General features: G+C 70.0%; 13 protein-coding genes. 8 read left to right on the top strand and 5 right to left on the bottom strand.

From position 1 onward, the window contains the following. The first annotated feature begins 50 nt into the window (after positions 1 to 50). A complete protein-coding gene (locus ABZS61_RS27480; RefSeq protein ID WP_356426713.1) occupies positions 51 to 1,046 on the top strand; it encodes a winged helix-turn-helix domain-containing protein in 996 nt (331 codons plus the stop codon). Between the two features lie 340 nt (positions 1,047 to 1,386). Next, on the top strand, positions 1,387 to 3,405 hold the full coding sequence (locus ABZS61_RS27475) for a PIG-L family deacetylase (RefSeq protein WP_356426996.1): 2,019 nt from the start codon (positions 1,387 to 1,389) through the stop codon (positions 3,403 to 3,405). Between the two features lie 126 nt (positions 3,406 to 3,531). On the opposite strand, the gene tuf is transcribed toward ABZS61_RS27475, so the two are convergent. From tuf to rpsL, 4 genes are all read right to left on the bottom strand, one after another. After that, positions 3,532 to 4,725, bottom strand: a complete 1,194-nt coding sequence (gene tuf / locus ABZS61_RS27470; RefSeq protein ID WP_356426709.1) for an elongation factor Tu — start codon at positions 4,723 to 4,725, stop codon at positions 3,532 to 3,534. 158 nt (positions 4,726 to 4,883) lie between these two features. Further along, positions 4,884 to 7,013, bottom strand: coding sequence for an elongation factor G (fusA, locus tag ABZS61_RS27465; protein WP_356426706.1), 2,130 nt, complete (start codon positions 7,011 to 7,013; stop codon positions 4,884 to 4,886). Positions 7,014 to 7,051: 38 nt separating this feature from the next. Beyond that, on the bottom strand, positions 7,052 to 7,522 hold the full coding sequence (rpsG, locus tag ABZS61_RS27460; RefSeq protein ID WP_014154599.1) for a 30S ribosomal protein S7: 471 nt from the start codon (positions 7,520 to 7,522) through the stop codon (positions 7,052 to 7,054). A gap of 2 nt (positions 7,523 to 7,524) precedes the next feature. Continuing rightward, the gene (gene rpsL / locus ABZS61_RS27455; protein ID WP_003948652.1) at positions 7,525 to 7,896 is read right to left on the bottom strand and encodes a 30S ribosomal protein S12; all 372 of its coding nucleotides are present in this window, start codon (positions 7,894 to 7,896) and stop codon (positions 7,525 to 7,527) included. A 440-nt stretch (positions 7,897 to 8,336) separates the two neighbouring features. Between rpsL and ABZS61_RS27450 the strand changes: the two genes are divergently transcribed. The 6 genes from ABZS61_RS27450 to ABZS61_RS27425 all read left to right on the top strand — a co-directional run bounded on the left by ABZS61_RS27450 (position 8,337) and on the right by ABZS61_RS27425 (position 15,887). Further along, complete coding sequence (locus ABZS61_RS27450) at positions 8,337 to 9,053, top strand: Crp/Fnr family transcriptional regulator (RefSeq protein WP_356426703.1); 717 nt, start codon at positions 8,337 to 8,339, stop codon at positions 9,051 to 9,053. Between the two features lie 171 nt (positions 9,054 to 9,224). Next, complete coding sequence (locus ABZS61_RS27445) at positions 9,225 to 10,151, top strand: hypothetical protein (protein ID WP_356426700.1); 927 nt, start codon at positions 9,225 to 9,227, stop codon at positions 10,149 to 10,151. Positions 10,152 to 10,165: 14 nt separating this feature from the next. Beyond that, positions 10,166 to 12,385, top strand: coding sequence for a hypothetical protein (locus ABZS61_RS27440; protein WP_356426697.1), 2,220 nt, complete (start codon positions 10,166 to 10,168; stop codon positions 12,383 to 12,385). Between the two features lie 32 nt (positions 12,386 to 12,417). Continuing rightward, positions 12,418 to 14,034, top strand: a complete 1,617-nt coding sequence (locus ABZS61_RS27435; RefSeq protein WP_356426694.1) for a hypothetical protein — start codon at positions 12,418 to 12,420, stop codon at positions 14,032 to 14,034. Continuing rightward, a complete protein-coding gene (locus ABZS61_RS27430) occupies positions 14,031 to 14,555 on the top strand; it encodes a Pycsar system effector family protein (RefSeq protein WP_356426691.1) in 525 nt (174 codons plus the stop codon). The genes ABZS61_RS27435 and ABZS61_RS27430 overlap by 4 nt, the downstream gene beginning before the upstream one ends. Positions 14,556 to 14,954: 399 nt before the next feature. Continuing rightward, complete coding sequence (locus ABZS61_RS27425) at positions 14,955 to 15,887, top strand: M48 family metalloprotease (RefSeq protein WP_356426688.1); 933 nt, start codon at positions 14,955 to 14,957, stop codon at positions 15,885 to 15,887. Positions 15,888 to 15,967: 80 nt separating this feature from the next. Here the strand turns inward: ABZS61_RS27425 and ABZS61_RS27420 are convergent, their stop codons facing one another. After that, positions 15,968 to 19,867 (bottom strand): DNA-directed RNA polymerase subunit beta', encoded by a 3,900-nt coding sequence (locus tag ABZS61_RS27420; protein WP_351176403.1) that lies wholly within the window; start codon positions 19,865 to 19,867, stop codon positions 15,968 to 15,970. Positions 19,868 to 19,946: the final 79 nt, after the last annotated feature.

Raw genomic sequence — 19,946 nt, 5'->3', positions numbered from 1 at the left:
AGAGGCCTTCCGTGCGGACCGGCAGGCCCGCCGCATCAGGGGGAGATGCCGTGCTCCGTATCCACTTCACCAACGCAGACCTGGTCAGGACCCGTGTGGCCGCCGGGCCGGACCCGCTGTGGGAGATCTGCACGAGCCTGCACCGATTACAGACGCGCCACGGCCGCTGGGCCTACGCCGACTGGTACCGCACCGCACGCGACCGACTGCACGCCGGCCAGTTCACCCGCACCCTGCGCACACTCCTGCTGCCTCTGGTCCCCCGGGCCGCCTACTTCCCGGACTTCCTGACCCCGCCCGAGGCCTCCGAAGGCCTCGACAGCGGGCTGGAGGCCATCCGTGCCACCCCGCCGCGCCGCGTCCTGGACGAGGTGGGCGTCCTCGGGCGCACCAGCGGAGCCCCCGCCTGGGCGCCGCGCCTGGCCGAGCCGGACATGCGGGAGGAACTGGTCCGGGCGATGCGGACCTACTACGACACAATCATCGCCCCGTACAGCGAGCACGCCGAGGCCCGCGTCGAGGCGGAGCGGTCCGCCCGCGCACGCGCCGTCCTCGATCACGGGACGGAGGGGGTCCTGCGGAATCTGGGGCCCTGCCTGCGCTGGCGGCACCCCGTCCTGCACTCCGTCTATCCCGAGGACCGCGATCTGCGTCTCGACGGCCGGGGGCTACGCCTGATCCCGTCGCACTTCTCCTGGGGCAACCCGGTGGCCCTGGCCGAGCCGACGCTCGAGCCGGTCCTGATCTACTCGCTCAGCCACGAGCCCCACCACACCGCGCTCCCCGGAGATCTCGGCTCCGGCGCACCCCTGGCGACGCTGCTCGGACGCACCCGCGCCACCGTCCTGCGCGCCGCCGCCAACGGCGCCACCACCGGCGAGCTGGCCCGCGTCGCGGGGGTCTCCGCGTCGTCCGCCAGTCAGCATGCCACCACGCTCCGGGACAACGGCCTGATCGTCAGCAACCGCCACGCCTCCTCCGTCCTGCACACCCTCACCCCGCTCGGAGCGGCCCTGCTACGACGCAGCACCCGGGCCCTCGCCTGACCTCATCGGCGCACGCCGCACCGGGTCGCGGAGTACCGCGACCCGGTGGACCGTCTTCGTTCTGCCCACCCCTGCAGTTGTCAGGGCAACTCCGTCCGGGGCGTGCGAACACGGACAGGAGAGCATTCCGTGACGCTCACGTGATCGTCCCGGGGGCATCGCGCATCTCGCCGGGCAACCTCGCCACGCGTATCCCCGTCTATCCCCCCGCGGGAAGAGGCGTGCAGCCCTGACCTGCACTGACCGACAGTACGCAGCTCTGGGCACCCGCCCGTCCGCTGCGGGGGAAGCGGACGGAGTGCGCGGCGTGACGGATCGACCTGCCCTGCCCGGAAGTGGGGTGCCCCGACGCACCACCCTGCTGGCGGCCACCGCGACGGCCGCCCTCAGCGCCTGTTCCGTACCGGCCCCCAGGCGGCGCAACCCCACGCCGAACCCCGCCCCGGGCTTCCCGATCAGCAGTTCACGGCCCGCCCGGCTCATGCAGATACTCGCCCACCCGGACGACGACCTGTACTTCATGAACCCGGACACCAGGCAGATGCTCGACGCCGGGACGCCCCTGGTCTGCGTCTATCTCACGGCGGGCGAGGCCGACGGCGTCAACAGGATCCCCGGTGCCGGACGGCCCGCGCCGGACAGGGCCGCGTACTCCTCCGCGCGCCACCAGGGCCTCCGGCAGGCGTACGCGACCCTGCTCGGGCTCGGCAGGTACACCCGCTGGCAGCGGTCCGTCGTCACCCTGCACGACCGCCACCGGGCCGAGATCAACGTCCTCGCGAACGGCGCGCGCCGGGTCGAGCTGATCTTCCTCAACACCGCCATGCACACCTCGCACGGCCGTCTCGGGCTGCCGAGCCTCTGGCGGGACCGCCACCTCGTCCTGCGTACCGTCGTCGCCGCCGACTCCCCGCTGCGCAGGGCCGGTTCGTACACGTACGAGAGCCTCATCGACGTCCTCGCGGGGCTGCTGGAGCAGTACCGGCCGACCGTCGTCCACACCCTGGACCCCGACCCCGACATCCAGCACAGCACCGAGGCGGTCCGCCGACGGGACAGCGAGCAGCACGGCTACTCCGACCACGCCGACCACACGGCGGCCGGCTGCTTCGCCTGGGCGGCGCTGATCCGCTGGGTGGCCCGGTCGACCGGGGGCGGCGGTGCGGTGCCGGGCTTCGCCGTCACCTCGTTCCGCGGGTACTACAACCGGCACTGGCCCAAGAACCTGCCGCCCGGAGTGCTGGCCGAGAAGGCAGGCCACCTCGTCCCGTACGGCGGTTCCCCGGACTGGGAGTGCGGCAATCCGTCCGGCTGCGGGGACTACAACGTGGGCGGCGACCGCCCCCTGACCAACAGGAAGGGCTGGGTCCGCTCCACCCACCACCGCTACCCCGGAGCCCGGCCCGCCGTGACCGCCGAGCCGGACGGCCGGCTCGTCGTGTACGGGGTCCTGGGGCTGCGCGCGGTCCGGTGGCGCGAGAGCGCGCCCGGCAGCGGTGTCTGGGACGGACCGGACGACCTCGGCGGCGGCCCGCTCGCCCCGGCCCTGGGCCCGGCGGTGCTGCCCGACGGCAGACAGCTGCTCCTCGGGCTGCGCTTCGCGTCCCTCGGCGGACACGGCAGCGACAACGAGCGCGAGATCGTGCTGCTCGAACAGCGCTCCCCCGGCGGCGGCTTCCGTGCCTGGCAGGGGCTCGGCAATCCCGCCCGGGGGCAGGACCACGGGCGCCGCATCGGCGTCCCGGTGGCCGTCGCGGCCCCCGACGGACGGGTCCACCTCTTCGTGAGGAACGCCGAGAAGGGGCTCAGCACCCGTATACGGGACGCGGCGGGCCGGTGGAGCGGCTGGCGTGACCTGGGCGGCGGTGCGGTCCAGGACGGGCTGAGCACAGCGGTGGACGGAGCGGGCCGCGTCCATGTCCACGCGGCCGGCCGTCACGCCGTGCACCACTGGACGCAGGACGCGCCCGGCGAACGGCTGACCGCCCGCGCGCAGCTCACCGAGGCACCGGTGCCCGGAGATCCGCCGGCCGCGCTCGTGGGCGCCGACGGGTCCGTGGAGCTGTTCTTCCGGGCCCGGGCCACGCCCCGGCTGACGGCCGTGCGGGCGGGGGCGGCCGTGGACCGCAGCGACTTCGACGGATACGGACCCGTGACCGCCGCCGCCACCCCGCTCGGCCCGATGCTGCTCGGCCGCACCGGGGAGGGCCGGATCCAGCTCCGTACCGGCCGGGGCCTCTCCGTACGGACACGGGGACCCGCGGCCCTCGACGGAACCGCGCTGCACCTCGGCGCCGACGGCCGCCCCACGGTGATCGGCCTGGGACCGGACGTCGTGCCGTGGGCCTGGCGGCCATAAGGGCGGACCGGTGGTTCGCGGGAAGCCCCGGACACACCGAAGGGGCCCCGGTCCACCGCTTGCGCGGCGGGCCGGGGCCCCTTCTTGGTGCTCTGTGCGGAGCTACCAGGTCAGACCGTCAAGAAATTACTTGAGGATCTTGGTGACCTGGCCGGCGCCCACGGTCCGGCCACCCTCACGGATGGCGAACTTCAGGCCCTCTTCCATGGCGACGGGCTGGATCAGCGAGACGTTCATGAGGGTGTTGTCACCCGGCATGACCATCTCGGTGCCCTCGGGAAGGGTCACAACGCCCGTTACGTCCGTGGTACGGAAGTAGAACTGCGGGCGGTAGTTGTTGAAGAACGGGGTGTGACGGCCACCCTCGTCCTTCGACAGGATGTAGGACTGCGCCTCGAACTCGGTGTGCGGCGTGACCGAACCCGGCTTGATGATGACCTGGCCGCGCTCGACGTCCTCGCGCTTGATGCCACGAAGAAGCAGACCGACGTTCTCACCGGCCTGGCCCTCGTCGAGCAGCTTGCGGAACATCTCGATGCCGGTGACCGTGGTGGTGGTCTTCTCGGTCTTGATACCGACGATGTCGACGGTCTCGTTGACCTTCAGGACACCACGCTCGATGCGGCCGGTGACGACCGTACCGCGACCGGTGATCGTGAAGACGTCCTCGATGGGCATGAGGAACGGCTTCTCGACGTCACGCTCGGGCTGCGGGATCGACTCGTCGACGGCGGCCATGAGGTCCAGAACGGTCTGGCCCCACTCCTTGTCGCCCTCGAGCGCCTTGAGCGCCGAGACCTTGACGACCGGAAGGTCGTCGCCCGGGAACTCGTACTCGGAGAGGAGCTCACGGACCTCGAGCTCGACGAGCTCCAGGATCTCCTCGTCGTCCACCATGTCGGCCTTGTTCAGGGCGACGACGATGTAGGGAACGCCGACCTGGCGGGCCAGGAGCACGTGCTCCTTGGTCTGCGGCATCGGGCCGTCGGTGGCGGCAACCACGAGGATCGCGCCGTCCATCTGCGCGGCACCCGTGATCATGTTCTTGATGTAGTCCGCGTGACCGGGGCAGTCGACGTGGGCGTAGTGACGCGACTCGGTCTGGTACTCAACGTGAGCGATCGAGATCGTGATACCACGCTGGCGCTCTTCGGGAGCCTTGTCGATCTGGTCGAAGGCCGAGGCCTCGTTCAGGTCGGGGTACGCGTCGTGCAGCACCTTGGTAATGGCGGCCGTGAGGGTCGTCTTACCGTGGTCGATGTGACCGATGGTGCCGATGTTGACGTGCGGCTTAGTCCGCTCGAACTTTGCCTTCGCCACTGGGGTCCTCCTGAGTGGTTCTGTACGCCTTGCTTCATCGGCGCCAGGTGATCTTTGCTGGAATGCCGGTGCCGGGGGCATTCGCCGCAGTGCTTGCGCGCTGCGACGAATGCCCGGCCGGGCTCCGGTGACAAGCCTAAAGCGTTGACTCGGAAGAGTTACTCGCCCTTGGCCTTCGCGATGATCTCCTCGGCGACGTTCCGCGGAACCTCGGCGTAGGAGTCGAACTGCATCGAGTAGCTTGCGCGACCCGAGGTCTTGCTGCGGAGGTCTCCGACGTAGCCGAACATCTCCGAGAGGGGCACGAGGCCCTTCACGACGCGAGCGCCGCTGCGCTCCTCCATGGCCTGAATCTGGCCACGGCGGGAGTTGAGGTCGCCGATGACATCGCCCATGTAGTCCTCGGGCGTGGTGACCTCGACGGCCATCATCGGCTCGAGGAGCACGGGGGACGCCTTGCGGGCACCCTCCTTGAACGCCTGCGAACCGGCGATCTTGAAGGCGAGCTCCGAGGAGTCGACCTCGTGGTAACCACCGTCGAGAAGGGTGACGCGGACGCCGACCATCTCGTAACCGGCCAGGATGCCGAACTGCATGGCTTCCTGGGCACCCGCGTCCACCGAGGGAATGTACTCACGGGGGATGCGGCCACCGGTGACCTTGTTGACGAACTCGTAGGAGGCGTCGCCACCCTCGATGGGCTCGAGGGCGATCTGCACCTTCGCGAACTGGCCGGTACCACCAGTCTGCTTCTTGTGCGTGTAGTCGATGCGCTCGACGGTCTTGCGGATCGTCTCGCGGTACGCGACCTGGGGCTTGCCGACGTTCGCCTCGACGCGGAACTCGCGCTTCATGCGGTCGACGAGCACCTCGAGGTGAAGCTCGCCCATACCACCGATGATGGTCTGGCCGGTCTCCTCGTCGGAGTGCACCTGGAAGGAGGGGTCCTCCTCCGAGAGACGCTGGATGGCTACACCCAGCTTCTCCTGGTCACCCTTGGACTTGGGCTCGATGGCGACCTGAATGACCGGCGCCGGGAAGTCCATGGACTCCAGGATGACCGGGTTCTTGTCGTCACACAGCGTCTCACCGGTGGTGGTCTGCTTCAGGCCCATGACGGCGACGATGTCACCGGCGCCCACCGAGGGGATCTCCTCACGCTTGTTCGCGTGCATACGGTAGATCTTCCCGATGCGCTCCTTCTTGCCCTTGACCGAGTTCAGCACCGCGGTGCCGGCCTCGAGGCGACCGGAGTAGATCCGGACGAAGGTGAGCTTGCCCAGGTGCGGGTCGCTCGCGATCTTGAACGCCAGGCCGGAGAACGGCTCGTCGTCCGAAGGCTTCCGCTTGATGACCTGCTCCGGGTCCTTCACGTCGTGGCCTTCGATGGCCTCGACGTCCAGGGGGGAAGGCAGGTAGCGGACGACCGCGTCGAGCAGGGGCTGGACGCCCTTGTTCTTGAACGCGGTGCCACAGAACACCGGGGTCACGGTGACGGAGTCGGCCGTGCCCTTCGACGCGAGGGTGATCCGACGGATCGCCTCGTGCAGCTGCTCCTCGGTGGGCTCGACGCCCTCCAGGTACAGCTCCATCATCGCGTCGTCGTTCTCCGAGACGGCCTCGAGCAGCTTGCCGCGCCACTCCTCGGCTGCCTCGACGTGCGTGTCGGGGATGTCGACGGTGTCGTACATCTCGCCCTTGGCGGCCTCTTCCGACCAGACAAAGGCCTTCATCGACACGAGGTCGACGACGCCCTTGAAGTCGGCTTCGGCGCCGATGGGAAGCTGCATGACCAGCGGGACAGCACCGAGGCGCTCGATGATCATGTCGACGCAGCGGTGGAACTCGGCACCCGTGCGGTCGAGCTTGTTGACGAAGCAGATACGCGGCACGCCGTAGCGGTCCGCCTGACGCCAGACAGTCTCGGACTGGGGCTCGACGCCCGCCACACCGTCGAACACGGTGACGGCACCGTCGAGGACGCGGAGCGAACGCTCCACCTCGACGGTGAAGTCGACGTGACCCGGGGTGTCAATGATGTTGATCGTGTGATCAACCTCATTGAGCGGCCAGTGACAGGTCGTCGCGGCCGACGTGATCGTGATGCCGCGCTCCTGCTCCTGCTCCATCCAGTCCATCGTGGCTGCGCCGTCGTGGACTTCACCGATCTTGTACGAAACGCCGGTGTAGAAGAGGATCCGCTCGGTGGTGGTCGTCTTGCCCGCGTCGATGTGGGCCATGATCCCAATGTTGCGGACCTTGGCCAGGTCAAGCGAAGTGGTGGCCATAAGGCTCAATCTTCTCTCGGTCTCGATGGGGTAAGCGACTACCAGCGGTAGTGCGCGAAGGCCTTGTTCGACTCGGCCATCTTGTGGGTGTCCTCGCGCTTCTTGACAGCTGCGCCAAGACCGTTGGAGGCGTCGAGCAGCTCGTTCATGAGCCGCTCGGTCATCGTCTTCTCGCGACGGGCGCGGGAGTAACCCACGATCCAGCGCAGCGAGAGGGTGGCGGCACGACCGGGCTTGACCTCGATCGGCACCTGGTAGGTGGCGCCACCGACACGGCGGGACTTGACCTCGAGCGAGGGCTTGACGTTCTCAAGCGCGCGCTTCAGCGTGATGACCGGGTCAGCGCCGGTCTTCTCGCGGAGGCCTTCCATGGCGCCGTACACGATCCGCTCGGCGGTGGAACGCTTGCCGTCGAGGAGGATCTTGTTGATCAGCGAGGTGACAAGAGGAGAGCTGTAGACCGGGTCGATGATGACCGGGCGCTTCGGGGCGGGGCCCTTACGAGGCATTCTTACTTCTCCTTCTTGGCGCCGTAGCGGCTTCGGGCCTGCTTGCGGTTCTTGACACCCTGGGTGTCGAGCGAGCCGCGGATGATCTTGTAGCGAACACCCGGCAGGTCCTTCACACGGCCACCACGCACGAGCACGATGGAGTGCTCCTGCAGGTTGTGTCCCTCACCCGGGATGTAGGCCGTGACCTCGATACCGGAGGTCAGACGCACACGCGCGACCTTACGGAGCGCCGAGTTCGGCTTCTTCGGGGTGGTCGTGAACACACGCGTGCAGACGCCGCGACGCTGGGGCGAACCCTCGAGCGCGGGCGTCTTGTTCTTCTCGACCTTGTCCTGCCGGCCCTTCCGGACCAGCTGCTGGATCGTAGGCACTACTTCTCCGGTTTCTGTGTGCCGTTCGTTGAAACTAACCTGGAACACACCGACCCACGCGGTCGGGTGTGTCGAATACTGCAAGCTCCTGCCCTGAGGCAGAAGGAGCGCAGATTGCGGTGGCCACTTACGGACTCGCCATGCGGTTGAGGACACGCACCCGAGCCCAGGCACACCCCAGGCACAAGGCTTGAGCGTACCTACCTCACGGAGCTGGGTCAAAACAAATGCCCTGGAGCACGGCCCGTGCGGGCCCGAGCGACACCACGCCGGGATACCACGGGCCAAAACCGGCTTTCTCCCGGCAGGCGGTGCTCACTGCCAGTAGCTTGACCTGCCCGCTGCGTCGACGAGCGGGCAGGCGGAGCGGCCACCGCGACAGCGGAACGGGCTCTCGCGCCGGGGCGAAACAGTGAGCGCGTGATGCGCAGGGGGGCACGATGACCATGCTCGAACCGCCGGGGGGCCACGGGCTGGACGACCGCGTCCCCTTTCTCGCCAGGCTGGAGCGGGCGGACCGCGCCGCGCTCCTCGCCCTGGGCGGCGCTCTCCGCTTCGGGACGAGGTCGGCGCTCATCCACCAGCAGGAGCCGTCCTCCCACGTCCTGCTGATCACCGAGGGCTGGACCAAGGTCACCGCCTCCGCGGCCAACGGCTACGAGGCACTCCTCGCCCTACGCGGCCCCGGCGACATCGTCGGGGAGTCATCGGCCCTGACCGGCCGCGCGCGATCGGCCACCGTCACCGCGCTGGAGCCGGTGAAGGCCGTGGCCGTGGAGCACGACCTCTTCAGGGAGTACCTCGCCCGGTCCCCCGCCGCGGCCTTCACCCTGCTCGGGCTGACGTCCGACCGCACCAGGGCGGCCGACCGCCGCCGGCTGGAATTCGCCTCGCTGACCGTCCGGGAGCGGTTCGCCGTACTGCTGCTCGACCTGGCCCGCACCCACGGCGTCCGCACCCCGGAGGGCATCATGCTGACCGTGCCGCTGAGCAAGCAGGAGCTGGCCGGGTCCGTCGGGGCTTCCCGGGAGATGGTGCAGCGGCTGCTCAGGGACCTGCGGGCCCGGCAGGTGGTGTCGACCGGCCGGCGGACCCTGCTGATCCTGCGGCCGGACGTACTGCGCCGGATAGCCCGGGCCCAGGACCCGGAGGGGTGACCCGAGGGCTCTGCGCCGCCCAGGACCCCGAGGGCTCACCCGGGCTCTGCGTCCGGCCCCGCTCCTGACCGTATGTACACACGGTCACACTTTTAGTGGGTCATCTGCCCTCACCGGTCCTGGGCCGGCGGGCACAGGCTGCTGCCACTCGCAGATCACCGAGAGGCAGCCATGACCGACCCCGTGAGCCGCACCATCCTGCTGTTCGACATCGAGCGCTTCAGCGATCGTGACGACATCGAGCAGAACTACCTGCGGCGCATGCTGTACGACATCGCCGACCGCACGCTCACCGCGGCCGGGATCGGGGAGGACCGGCGGGTCCGCGCCGACCGGGGCGACGCGGTCATGGAGCTGATCGACGCGAACGCCTCGGTGGCCGCGCTGCTGCGGGCTCTGCTGACCGAGACCCCCGTACAACTGCACGGGGTCAACCGGATGGCGTCGAGCAGCGCCCAGATCCGGCTGCGGGCCGTACTCGCCACGGGATACGTCGCCGTCGACGAGCGGGACGGCTGGGTGGGCTCCGACCTGAACCACGCCTGCCGGCTGCTGGACGCCGACGTGCTGCGGGCCGCGCTGCGGGAGCGAACGGGCGATCTGGCGCTGTGCGTGTCCGAGGACGTGCACCACGGGATCGTCCGGCACGGCCATCCCGGCATCGTGCCGGAAGAGTTCCGTCCCGTCACCGTGAACGGCAAGAACGGCCCGATGAAGGCCTGGCTGCACGACACGGTGCAAGGGGTGGGAAAGGCCGCGACGGCGTACGGGGACGCCGCGGCCGACAGGGCGGAGGCGGCGCACGGGGGCGGCGCCTCCGCCGCGGGGGGAGCGGCGCGCGGGGGCGCCGCCGGCGGGTCGCCGGAGGGGACGGACGGGGGCTCCTCCGGCGACCCGGCGTCCGGGACTGCGGGCGGCGCCGTGTTCCACTTCCACGGCGGAGCGCCCTCCTTCGGCGGTGGTCTGGCCGGGCGGGACCTGCACGGGGTGAGCGGCGGACACGTCACAGGAGACGTCGTGCTCGGCGGTGCCGGCGACGGCCGGCCCGCGGAACCCACCGACGCGGACGGCCCCTCGGACGGCGGTGCCCTCCGATGAGCCAGGATCCGCCCGTGCCGTCCGGCCCTGGGGCCGACGGCGCCGCCGACACCTCCGGGGCAGCGTCCGCCGGCGCTCCCGAGGCTCCCGAGGCACCGAAGGCCGGGGACGACGCGCCCTCCCGTACCGACGCCCCGGAGGAGGAACCGGAACAGCCGCAGGACGCCTGGAGCGCGCGCCGTGACCTCTACGCGCACAGTCCGGGCATCATGGTCGGCGCCTCGGCCCGCTTCGAGGGCGGGCTGAGCGGTCGCGACCAGCACGGCGTCAGCGGCGGGCACGTCGTCGGCGACGTGATCATGGGCAGCAAGACCGAGATCTACCAGCTCGGGGTGTCCAGCGACTCGCACACCTCCGGCCCCGTCCCGCAGGACAGCCTGGACCGGACGGCGTCCCTCTTCGTGCCCGGCGGGGACGGATCGCTGTTCACCGGACTCGTGGAGCGGCTGCGGACGGTACGCGTCCTGGTGCTTTCCGGCCAGCACTTCACCGGCCGTCGCACGGCCGCCCTGATGCTCCTGAACCGGCTGGGCGCCACCCCCGTACGCTCCCTCGACCGCGACACCACCCCCGCCGCGCTGGCCGGTCTGCTCGACGGAGCCCGCGGCCATGTGCTTTGCGACCTCGCGCTCCGGCGTGACCTGCCCCTGCGCGACACGCACCTGCTGGCCCTGCGGGAGAGGCTCGTCGAGCAGGACGCCTACCTGGTGATCACCGTCGATCCGGCCGCGGCACTGGAGGACGTCCCCGTCGCGCACTGGCAGCCGCCGCAGTCGCGTGCCGTCCTGGAGGCCCATCTGGCGGCCCGGCCGGACGGCCCCGCCGGTCCCGGAGCGGATGCCGGGGCACTGCTGGAGCACCGTTCCGTCAAGGAGTTCCTCGACCGCGGCCACCAGTTGCGGGAGGTGGCCGCGTTCGCCCGGCTGCTGGCCCGCGTCGCGAGCGGCCGGGCCGCGGGGCACGAGCTGGAGCACTTCTCGCTCGCGGCTCTGGAGAGCCAGGTCGAGGAGTGGCTCGGCGATCCGTCGGCCTCCCTCCTGGACAAGGCCTTCCTCGTCGCGCTCGCCGCGTTCAACGAGGCGCCGTACGCCCTGACCGCCGAACTGAGCGACGTGCTGTTCGCGCTGCTCCAGAAGACCGAAGACCCCTCGAAGCCGCCCCTCGTACCCGTCTTCGGCAACGCGGCGGGCGGGCGGCTGAACCGGGCGCGCGCCGAGCGGTACGAGGAGAACGAGGTGACCGAGTGGGGTCCGGTCGCCCAGCGCAAGGCCCGGTACCGCGACGATCGCGCCGCCCTCGTCCTGCTGCGCGAGGTGTGGACCGGCCACCCGTCAGCCCGGCCGGCCCTGGTGGCCTGGCTGGACCGGCTCGCCGACGACGGACGCCCCCTCGTGCGCACCCGTGCCGCCTCGACCGCGGCCGTGCTCGCCGCGGCGGACCTGCCGTCGGCGATGGCTCTCGTCATCACCCGCTGGGCCACGTCGCGCCGTTACCGGCAGCGACTCGTCGCGGTCAACGCACTCACTCTGGCCCACTTCCTCGGAGCTCCCAACATCCTGCGGATTCTTGGCAGTTGGTGCACAGGCGACGATCGCCGGGAGCGCTGGACGGCGATCCGCGCCTATGCCCTGATCGGCCCCGCCCACCCGGCGGAAGCTCTGCACGCCCTGCGCTCCGCCGCCCGTACGTACTTCGCGGCGGGCGACGGACGCGGCGGCGACACCGACCGGCTCGCCGAGGAGATCGAAGAACTCTCCGCGTCCGTCGCCCTGTTGCTGCTCTCCCCGGCCGGCGGGCAGGTGCTGGCGGAGATGGGGAGCTGGCTGGGCGACGAACCCGCCCTGCGCGATCTCGCCCTGCGTTCCTTCCTGTACGCCTGCGCGCATCCCCAGGACGACGATCCGACCGGGTCCCCGGCCCCGCTGCTCGAGTGGTACGCCCAGGCAGCCGCCGTGCGCGCCCCGCAGGCCCGGGACCTCACGGATCTGTGGACGGCCGCCCTGCGCGACCGCCACCACACGGACGACGCCCTCGCGGTCCTGCGTACGTGGACATGGTCCGCGGACCACGCCCCCCGCACCGAGGCGGCCCTGGCCGCCCTGCTGTCCGGCCTCGTCGAGACCGACACCGACCGCAGACGACTCGCCCACCTGCTGCGCACGATGCCCGCCGAGGACGGCGGTACGACGCCGCCGGTCGCGGGCCGGCTGCTGGCCGTCGTCGATCACGGCTGAACCAGCCGCACCCGTCAAGGAGAAGAGTTCCGATGGCCGACTTCCGCCGTCCGCCCGAGTGGCAGCAGAACGCCGACCGCCACACACAGCTGACCGATCCGGTGCTGACCGTGCGGCAGCTGACGCGCTTCGAGTACGTGACCCGCAAGCCGGTCACCCAGGTCGATCACGCGCTGGTGTTCGTCACGTCGAGGGGTGAGTACGACACCTTCCTGCCGCCCCACCGCCCCGTACGCGCGGACATGGCGACCCGGCGCTACACAGCCGTCTACGAGGTGGACATGGGGATCCATCCGGTGCGCACCGAACTGGCCCTGCCCAGCGACAACGACGCGTTCGAGTTCGGGGTGGCGGTCGACCTGTCCTGGCAGGTGCTGGAGCCGGACGTGTTCGTCAGGAGCGGGCACCGCAACGTCCCCGAACTCCTGCTGGGCGAGTTGCAGCAGGCCGCGCGGCCGGTCACCCGGGCGTTCCCCGTCCATCGCAGCGCCGACGCCGAACAGGCGGTGCTGCGGGCGGTGGAGGCGCAGGGGCAGCTGGGGGCGGCGGCAGGGCTCCAGGTCACCTGGACCGTGCGGGTACGCCGGGACGACGACAACATCGCGCACGAAAAGCGCAAGCAGGCCATCGAGTACCAGAGCGTGGAGCAGGTACTCGTCGCCCAGCGCGGCATGGACATCGATCTGGAGGTCGACCGCCGCTCCCGGCAGCAGGACCAGCTCCTGGCGGGGAGGGCCTTCGAGCACCAGCGGCAGCAGCACGAACTGGCCATGCAGCAGCAGGCTCTCCAGCACCAGCACGCACTGCTCGCGGGCCGCCAGGACCTGGAACTCCAGGCCCTGCAGGCACAGAAGATCAACTTCTACGCCTACCACCTGCAGCACGGTGGGGTGCACGCCTGGGCGCTCCACCTCTCCGAACACCCGGAGGACTCCCGGCTGGTGATGCAGTCCATGCGCGACGACCAGCTGCGGCTGATCCAGCAGCAGAAGGAGCTGGTCTCGGAGCTGCTCGGGGGCAAGCACGCGGAGGCGTTCGAGCTCGACGGGCCGAAGGAGCTCGCGCTCAGGACGGTCACCGAGATCCTCGCGCAGCGGCTGCCCGGAGTGGCCGACACGGTGCCGAGCCCGGTCCCGCCGGCAGCGCTCGCACCGGCGGACGCCGTACCCGCGGCGCCCGTTCCCCCCGTGCCGCCGTCGCTGCCCGGGATCCTTCCCGGGCAGCCCGTCGCCGCACCACCGGCGGCCGGATTCCACCCCTCGGCCGACGGTGCCGTGAACCACGGGGCACCGCCGTTCGACGGGTACGTGCCGCCTCCGGCCTACGGGCCCTCGGCTTACGGGCCCCCGGTCACCGCCCCGCCCGGGCCTGCCGTGCCACCGCCGTACGGCTTCCCGCCCCCGCAGCCTCCCCTCGCACCCGCCGTGCCGACCGTCGTCCCACCCCCGATGCCCGCCATGCCGACCGTCGTCCCACCCTCGATGCCCGCGATGCCCTTCGCCGGCCCGCAGCAGGACACCGCGCCGCCGCGGAGCGCGGCACCCTCACAGGCCACCGGCCCGTGGCAGGGCTCGGCGCCGTCGCAGGGCGCCGCTGCCGAGCCCCAGGACGAACCCGCCGCCGAGGATCCGGAAGGCGGACCGTCGTGACCGCCAACCCGGCCCCCGCGCCCTCGGAAGTGGCCTCCCTGGAGGCTGCCGGGCGGCTGCTCACCGACGCCCGCGGCGAGATCGCGCGCGCCGACAGCAAGGCCGCGGTGCTCGCCGGGGCGCTCGGCGTCACGGTGGGGGTCCTCAGCGGGTTCCTCTCGGCCCGGCGCTGGCGCCCGTGGGACCTGAGCGGATTCGGCAGCGTGCTGTGGTGGGCCGGGGCCTGCTGCGTGGCGCTGGCCCTGCTGTCCCTCCTCATGGCGATCCTGCCGCGGTACCGGCCGAGCACCTGGGCACCGGGGCAGCCGCTCACCTACTTCGCGGACACCCGGCGGGCCTCCTCGCAGGGCCTGCTCGCACAGGCACTTGCCGACACGGCCCGCTCCCCGGCCGACGCCCTGCTCGTCTCGCTGGCGGAGACCAGCCGCATCGTCGCGGACAAGCACCGCTGGATACGGATCGGTCTGGCCGCCTTCTTCCTCAGCACCTTCTTCTTCCCGGTCGCGGGACTCCTGGGCTGAGCCGCCACAGGACCCGCGCCCGCCCGCACACCCCGAGGAGCCAGACCGATGACCCACCCGCCCGGCCACGACGCCCCACCGCCCGAGTACTCCGGCCCTCCGCCCGCGTACCCCGGCACCATGGCAGACGCCGCACCCGCGTACCCCGGACCAACCGCGGACGCCGCACCCGCGTACCCCAGCCCAACCACAGAGGCACCCGCGTACCCCGGCAGACCCACCGACACCCCACCGGCGTACCCCGGCACGACGGGGGGAGCCGCACCCTCGTACCCCAGCACATCCACCGACGGCGCACCCCCGTACCCCCACAGCCCGCTCCCTCCCCCGGCCTACCCCGAGGCGCTCGGCCCCGCACCGGCCCCGGCCCCGGTGCAGCCGGGGCGCCATCCTCACGAGATGGACTTCGAGCAGCGGCGCGTCCATCTGACCGCCCGCCAGCGGGGCGTGGACGCCACCGCACTGAGCCGGCTCCTCGTCCAGGTGCCCGCGTTCCTCTGCAGCCTCGCCGTGGTGACCGGCTTCGCGTCGGCGTTCTTCGGGTCGGCCGCCTGGCTTCCCGTCACCCTCTGGGTGCTCAGCGGCGCCCTGGTCTTCCACCGGCCCACCGAAGGCTTCCTCGCCCGGAGACTGCTGCGGCTGCGCGTTCCGACCCCTGCCGAACGGGCCCGGCTGGAACCGGTGTGGCGCGAGGTCACGGCACGTGCGGGCGTCGACCATCACCAGTACGAGCTGTGGATCGAGGAGAACGACGGCATCAACGCGTACGCCGCGGCCGGCCACATCGTCGGCGTCACCACCTTCTCCCTGAACCACCTGCCCAACGGCCAGCTGGCCGCCGCGCTCGCGCACGAACTCGGCCACCACACGGGCGGCCACGCCTGGGCCTCCCTGCTGGGCCACTGGTACGCGCAGCCGGCCGAGCTGACCTGGCGGGCGATACGTGCGATGTCACGCCTCGCACTGCGTGTGGCACGCGTCATCTCGCTGCCGGCGACGGGAATCCTGGTCCTGCTGTTCGGCTGCGGGCTGCTGGCCTTCGTCGCGGCGGCCTGGATGGTCGTCCTGCCGATGGCGGTCGCTCCGTACCTGCTGGCCCTGGTCAACAGGAGGTCCGAGCTCCGGGCCGACGCACACGCCGCGGGCCTGGGCTTCGCCCACCCCCTGGCCGGGGTCCTGCACACCATGCGGGCGCACGAGGAGGCTTCCTACCCGGCTGCCGGCCCCCAGGCCCGTACGGGCGGGCTCGCCAAGCTGCTGTCCTCGCACCCCGACTACGCGGACCGGCTGCAACACCTCCAGCCGTACCTGGAGGACCGTCCGTCCAGGTGACACAGGAACCGGACACGCCGAAGGGCGGCCACCCCGTACGAAACGGGGTGACCGCCCTTCGGTCGTATCAAGCGACTCGCTTACTGGTTGTACGGACCGTAGTCGTAGTCCTCCAGCGGAACGGCCTGGCCGGAGCCCGTGCCGAACGGCGAGTAGTCGATGTCGTCGTAGCCGACGGCCGAGTACATCGCGGCCTTGGCTTCCTCGGTCGGCTCGACCCGGATGTTGCGGTAGCGGGACAGACCCGTACCGGCCGGGATGAGCTTACCGATGATGACGTTCTCCTTGAGGCCGATCAGGGAGTCCGACTTGGCGTTGATCGCCGCGTCGGTCAGGACCCTGGTCGTCTCCTGGAAGGACGCCGCCGACAGCCACGACTCGGTGGCGAGCGAGGCCTTGGTGATACCCATCAGCTGCGGACGACCGGAGGCGGGGTGACCGCCCTCGGTGACCACACGACGGTTCTCGACCTCGAACTTCGACCGCTCGACGAGCTCGCCCGGCAGCAGCTCCGCGTCGCCGGACTCGATGATCGTCACTCGGCGCAGCATCTGCCGGATGATGATCTCGATGTGCTTGTCGTGGATCGACACGCCCTGCGAGTTGTAGACCTTCTGGACTTCGCCGACCAGGTGGACCTGGACCGCGCGCTGACCGAGGATCCGCAGCACGTCGTGCGGGTTCGTGGCACCGACGGTGAGCTTCTGGCCCACCTCGACCGCGTCGCCCTCGCCGACCAGCAGACGGGCACGCTTGGAGATCGGGAACGGCGTCTCCTCGCTGCCGTCGTCCGGCGTGACGACGAGCTTCTTGGTCTTCTCGGTCTCCTCGATCCGGACACGGCCCTTGGCCTCCGAGATCGGGGCGACACCCTTGGGTGTACGTGCCTCGAAGAGCTCGACGACTCGGGGCAGACCCTGCGTGATGTCGTCACCGGCCACACCACCGGTGTGGAAGGTACGCATCGTCAGCTGGGTACCGGGCTCACCGATGGACTGGGCGGCGATGATGCCGACCGCCTCACCGATGTCGACCAGCTTGCCGGTGGCGAGCGAGCGTCCGTAGCAGAAGGCACAGGTGCCGACCGCGGACTCACAGGTCAGGACCGAGCGGGTCTTGACCTCCTCGACTCCGGCGCCCACCAGGGCGTCGATCAGGACGTCACCGAGGTCGACGTTGGCAGGCGCGATGACCTTGCCGTCGACGACGACGTCCTCGGCCAGCATGCGGGCGTAGACCGAGGTCTCGACGTCCTCCGTCTTGCGGAGCACACCGTCCGCACCCTTGACGGCGATCTTCAGCTTGAGGCCGCGGTCGGTGCCGCAGTCCTCCTCGCGGATGATCACGTCCTGCGAGACGTCCACCAGACGACGGGTCAGGTAACCCGAGTCGGCGGTACGCAGGGCGGTGTCCGCCAGACCCTTACGGGCACCGTGCGTGGAGATGAAGTACTCCAGAACGGTGAGGCCCTCACGGAAGGAGGCCTTGATCGGACGCGGGATGGTCTCGTTCTTCGCGTTCGACACCAGACCACGCATACCCGCGATCTGACGCATCTGCATCATGTTTCCTCGGGCACCCGAGTCGACCATCATGAAGATGGGGTTCGTCTTCGGGAAGTTCGCGTTCATCGCCTCGGCAACCTCGTTGGTCGCCTTGGTCCAGATCGCGATGAGCTCCTGCGTGCGCTCGTCCTTGGTGATCAGACCGCGCTCGTACTGCTTCTGGACCTTCTCGTCCTGCTCCTCGTAGCCCTTGACGATGGCCTTCTTGGCCTCGGGGACGACGATGTCGGCAACAGAGACGGTGACCCCGGAACGGGTCGCCCAGTGGAAGCCGGCGGCCTTCAGGTTGTCGAGCGTCGCCGCCACGATGACCTTGGGGTAACGCTCGGCCAGGTCGTTGACGATCTCGGAGAGCTGCTTCTTGCCCACCGAGTAGTCGACGAACGGGTAGTCCTCGGGCAGCAGCTCGTTGAAGAGCGCGCGGCCCAGGCTCGTACGCAGCCGGAAGGTGTCACCCGGCTGGTACTCGGGCTCGCCCTCCTCGGCGACCGGCGGCACCCAGCCGCGCGGAGGCATGGTGCCCACCGGGAAGCGGATGTCCACCTGTGCCTGGAGCGAGAGCTCGCGGGCGTCGAAGGCCATGATCGCTTCAGCCGTCGAGCCGAACGCCCGGCCCTGACCGATGACCTTGCGCTCCTCCTCGTCCGTGGTGAGGAAGAAGAGGCCGAGCACCATGTCCTGGGTGGGCATGGTGACGGGACGGCCGTCGGCCGGCTTCAGGATGTTGTTCGAGGACAGCATCAGGATGCGGGCCTCGGCCTGCGCCTCCGCGGAGAGCGGAAGGTGCACGGCCATCTGGTCACCGTCGAAGTCCGCGTTGAACGCGGTGCAGACGAGCGGGTGGATCTGGATGGCCTTGCCCTCGACCAGCTGGGGCTCGAAGGCCTGGATGCCGAGGCGGTGCAGGGTGGGTGCACGGTTCAGCAGCACCGGGTGCTCGGCGATGACCTCTTCGAGGACGTCGTACACGACCGTGCGGCCACGCTCGACCATGCGCTTGGCCGACTTGATGTTCTGCGCGTGGTTCAGGTCCACCAGGCGCTTCATCACGAACGGCTTGAAGAGCTCCAGCGCCATCGCCTTCGGCAGACCGCACTGGTGCAGCTTGAGCTGCGGACCGACGACGATCACGGAACGCGCGGAGTAGTCCACACGCTTGCCGAGGAGGTTCTGACGGAAACGGCCCTGCTTGCCCTTCAGCATGTCGCTGAGGGACTTCAGGGGACGGTTACCGGGACCGGTGACCGGGCGACCGCGGCGGCCGTTGTCGAACAGTGCGTCGACGGCCTCCTGCAGCATCCGCTTCTCGTTGTTCACGATGATCTCGGGGGCACCGAGGTCAAGGAGACGCTTGAGGCGGTTGTTGCGGTTGATCACACGGCGGTACAGGTCGTTCAGGTCGGAGGTCGCGAAGCGGCCACCGTCCAGCTGCACCATCGGACGCAGGTCCGGCGGGATGACCGGCACGCAGTCGAGCACCATGCCCTTGGGCTTGTTGCTGGTCTGCAGGAACGCGGAGACGACCTTGAGGCGCTTGAGCGCACGGGTCTTCTTCTGGCCCTTGCCGGTACGGATGATCTCGCGGAGGCGCTCGGCCTCCTCGTCGAGGTCGAAGGACTCCAGGCGCTTCTGCAGGGCAGCAGCACCCATGCAGCCGTCGAAGTACGTGCCGAAACGGTCACGCAGCTCGCGGTAGAGCAGCTCGTCACCCTCGAGGTCCTGGACCTTGAGGTTCTTGAAGCGGCTCCACACCTCGTCGAGACGGTCGATCTCGCGCTGCGCACGGTCGCGCAGCTGCTTCATCTCACGCTCGGCACCTTCGCGCACCTTGCGGCGCACGTCGGCCTTGGCACCCTCGGCCTCGAGCTCGGCCAGGTCGGTCTCGAGCTTCTTGGCACGGTTCTCGAGGTCCGAGTCGCGACGGTTCTCGACCTGCTGGCGCTCGACGGAGACATGCGCCTCCAGCGACGGGAGGTCGCGCGTGCGGCGCTCCTCGTCGACGAACGTGATCATGTACGCGGCGAAGTAGATGACCTTCTCGAGGTCCTTCGGCGCGAGGTCCAGCAGGTAGCCCAGGCGCGACGGGACGCCCTTGAAGTACCAGATGTGGGTGACGGGAGCGGCAAGCTCGATGTGGCCCATGCGCTCACGGCGCACCTTGGCGCGCGTGACCTCGACGCCACAACGCTCACAGATGATGCCCTTGAAGCGGACACGCTTGTACTTGCCGCAGTAGCACTCCCAGTCCCGGGTCGGACCGAAGATCTTCTCGCAGAAGAGTCCGTCCTTTTCGGGCTTGAGCGTGCGGTAGTTGATGGTCTCCGGCTTCTTCACTTCGCCGTGGGACCAGGTCCGGATGTCGTCCGCGGTGGCAAGGCCGATCCGCAGCTCGTCGAAGAAGTTGACGTCGAGCACTTGTCGTCAATCCCTCTTTCGGGGGTTCGAGCCCCCTCGCCTGAGCGAGAAATCGGGGCACTTCAGCAATGGTCTGAAC

Source organism: Streptomyces sp. NPDC005566 (assembly GCF_040605575.1).
Classification (GTDB): domain Bacteria; phylum Actinomycetota; class Actinomycetes; order Streptomycetales; family Streptomycetaceae; genus Streptomyces.
This window is presented reverse-complemented; position numbering and strand designations above follow the sequence as displayed.

What these genes read in the sequence shown, in the direction of transcription:
- ABZS61_RS27450 (WP_356426703.1), top strand. Translation starts at nt 8,337, where the DNA reads ATGACCATGCTCGAACCGCCGGGGGGCCACGGGCTGGACGACCGCGTC.
- rpsG (WP_014154599.1), bottom strand. Translation starts at nt 7,522, where the DNA reads ATGCCTCGTAAGGGCCCCGCCCCGAAGCGCCCGGTCATCATCGACCCG.
- fusA (WP_356426706.1), bottom strand. Translation starts at nt 7,013, where the DNA reads ATGGCCACCACTTCGCTTGACCTGGCCAAGGTCCGCAACATTGGGATC.
- ABZS61_RS27445 (WP_356426700.1), top strand. Translation starts at nt 9,225, where the DNA reads ATGACCGACCCCGTGAGCCGCACCATCCTGCTGTTCGACATCGAGCGC.
- ABZS61_RS27425 (WP_356426688.1), top strand. Translation starts at nt 14,955, where the DNA reads ATGGACTTCGAGCAGCGGCGCGTCCATCTGACCGCCCGCCAGCGGGGC.
- ABZS61_RS27435 (WP_356426694.1), top strand. Translation starts at nt 12,418, where the DNA reads ATGGCCGACTTCCGCCGTCCGCCCGAGTGGCAGCAGAACGCCGACCGC.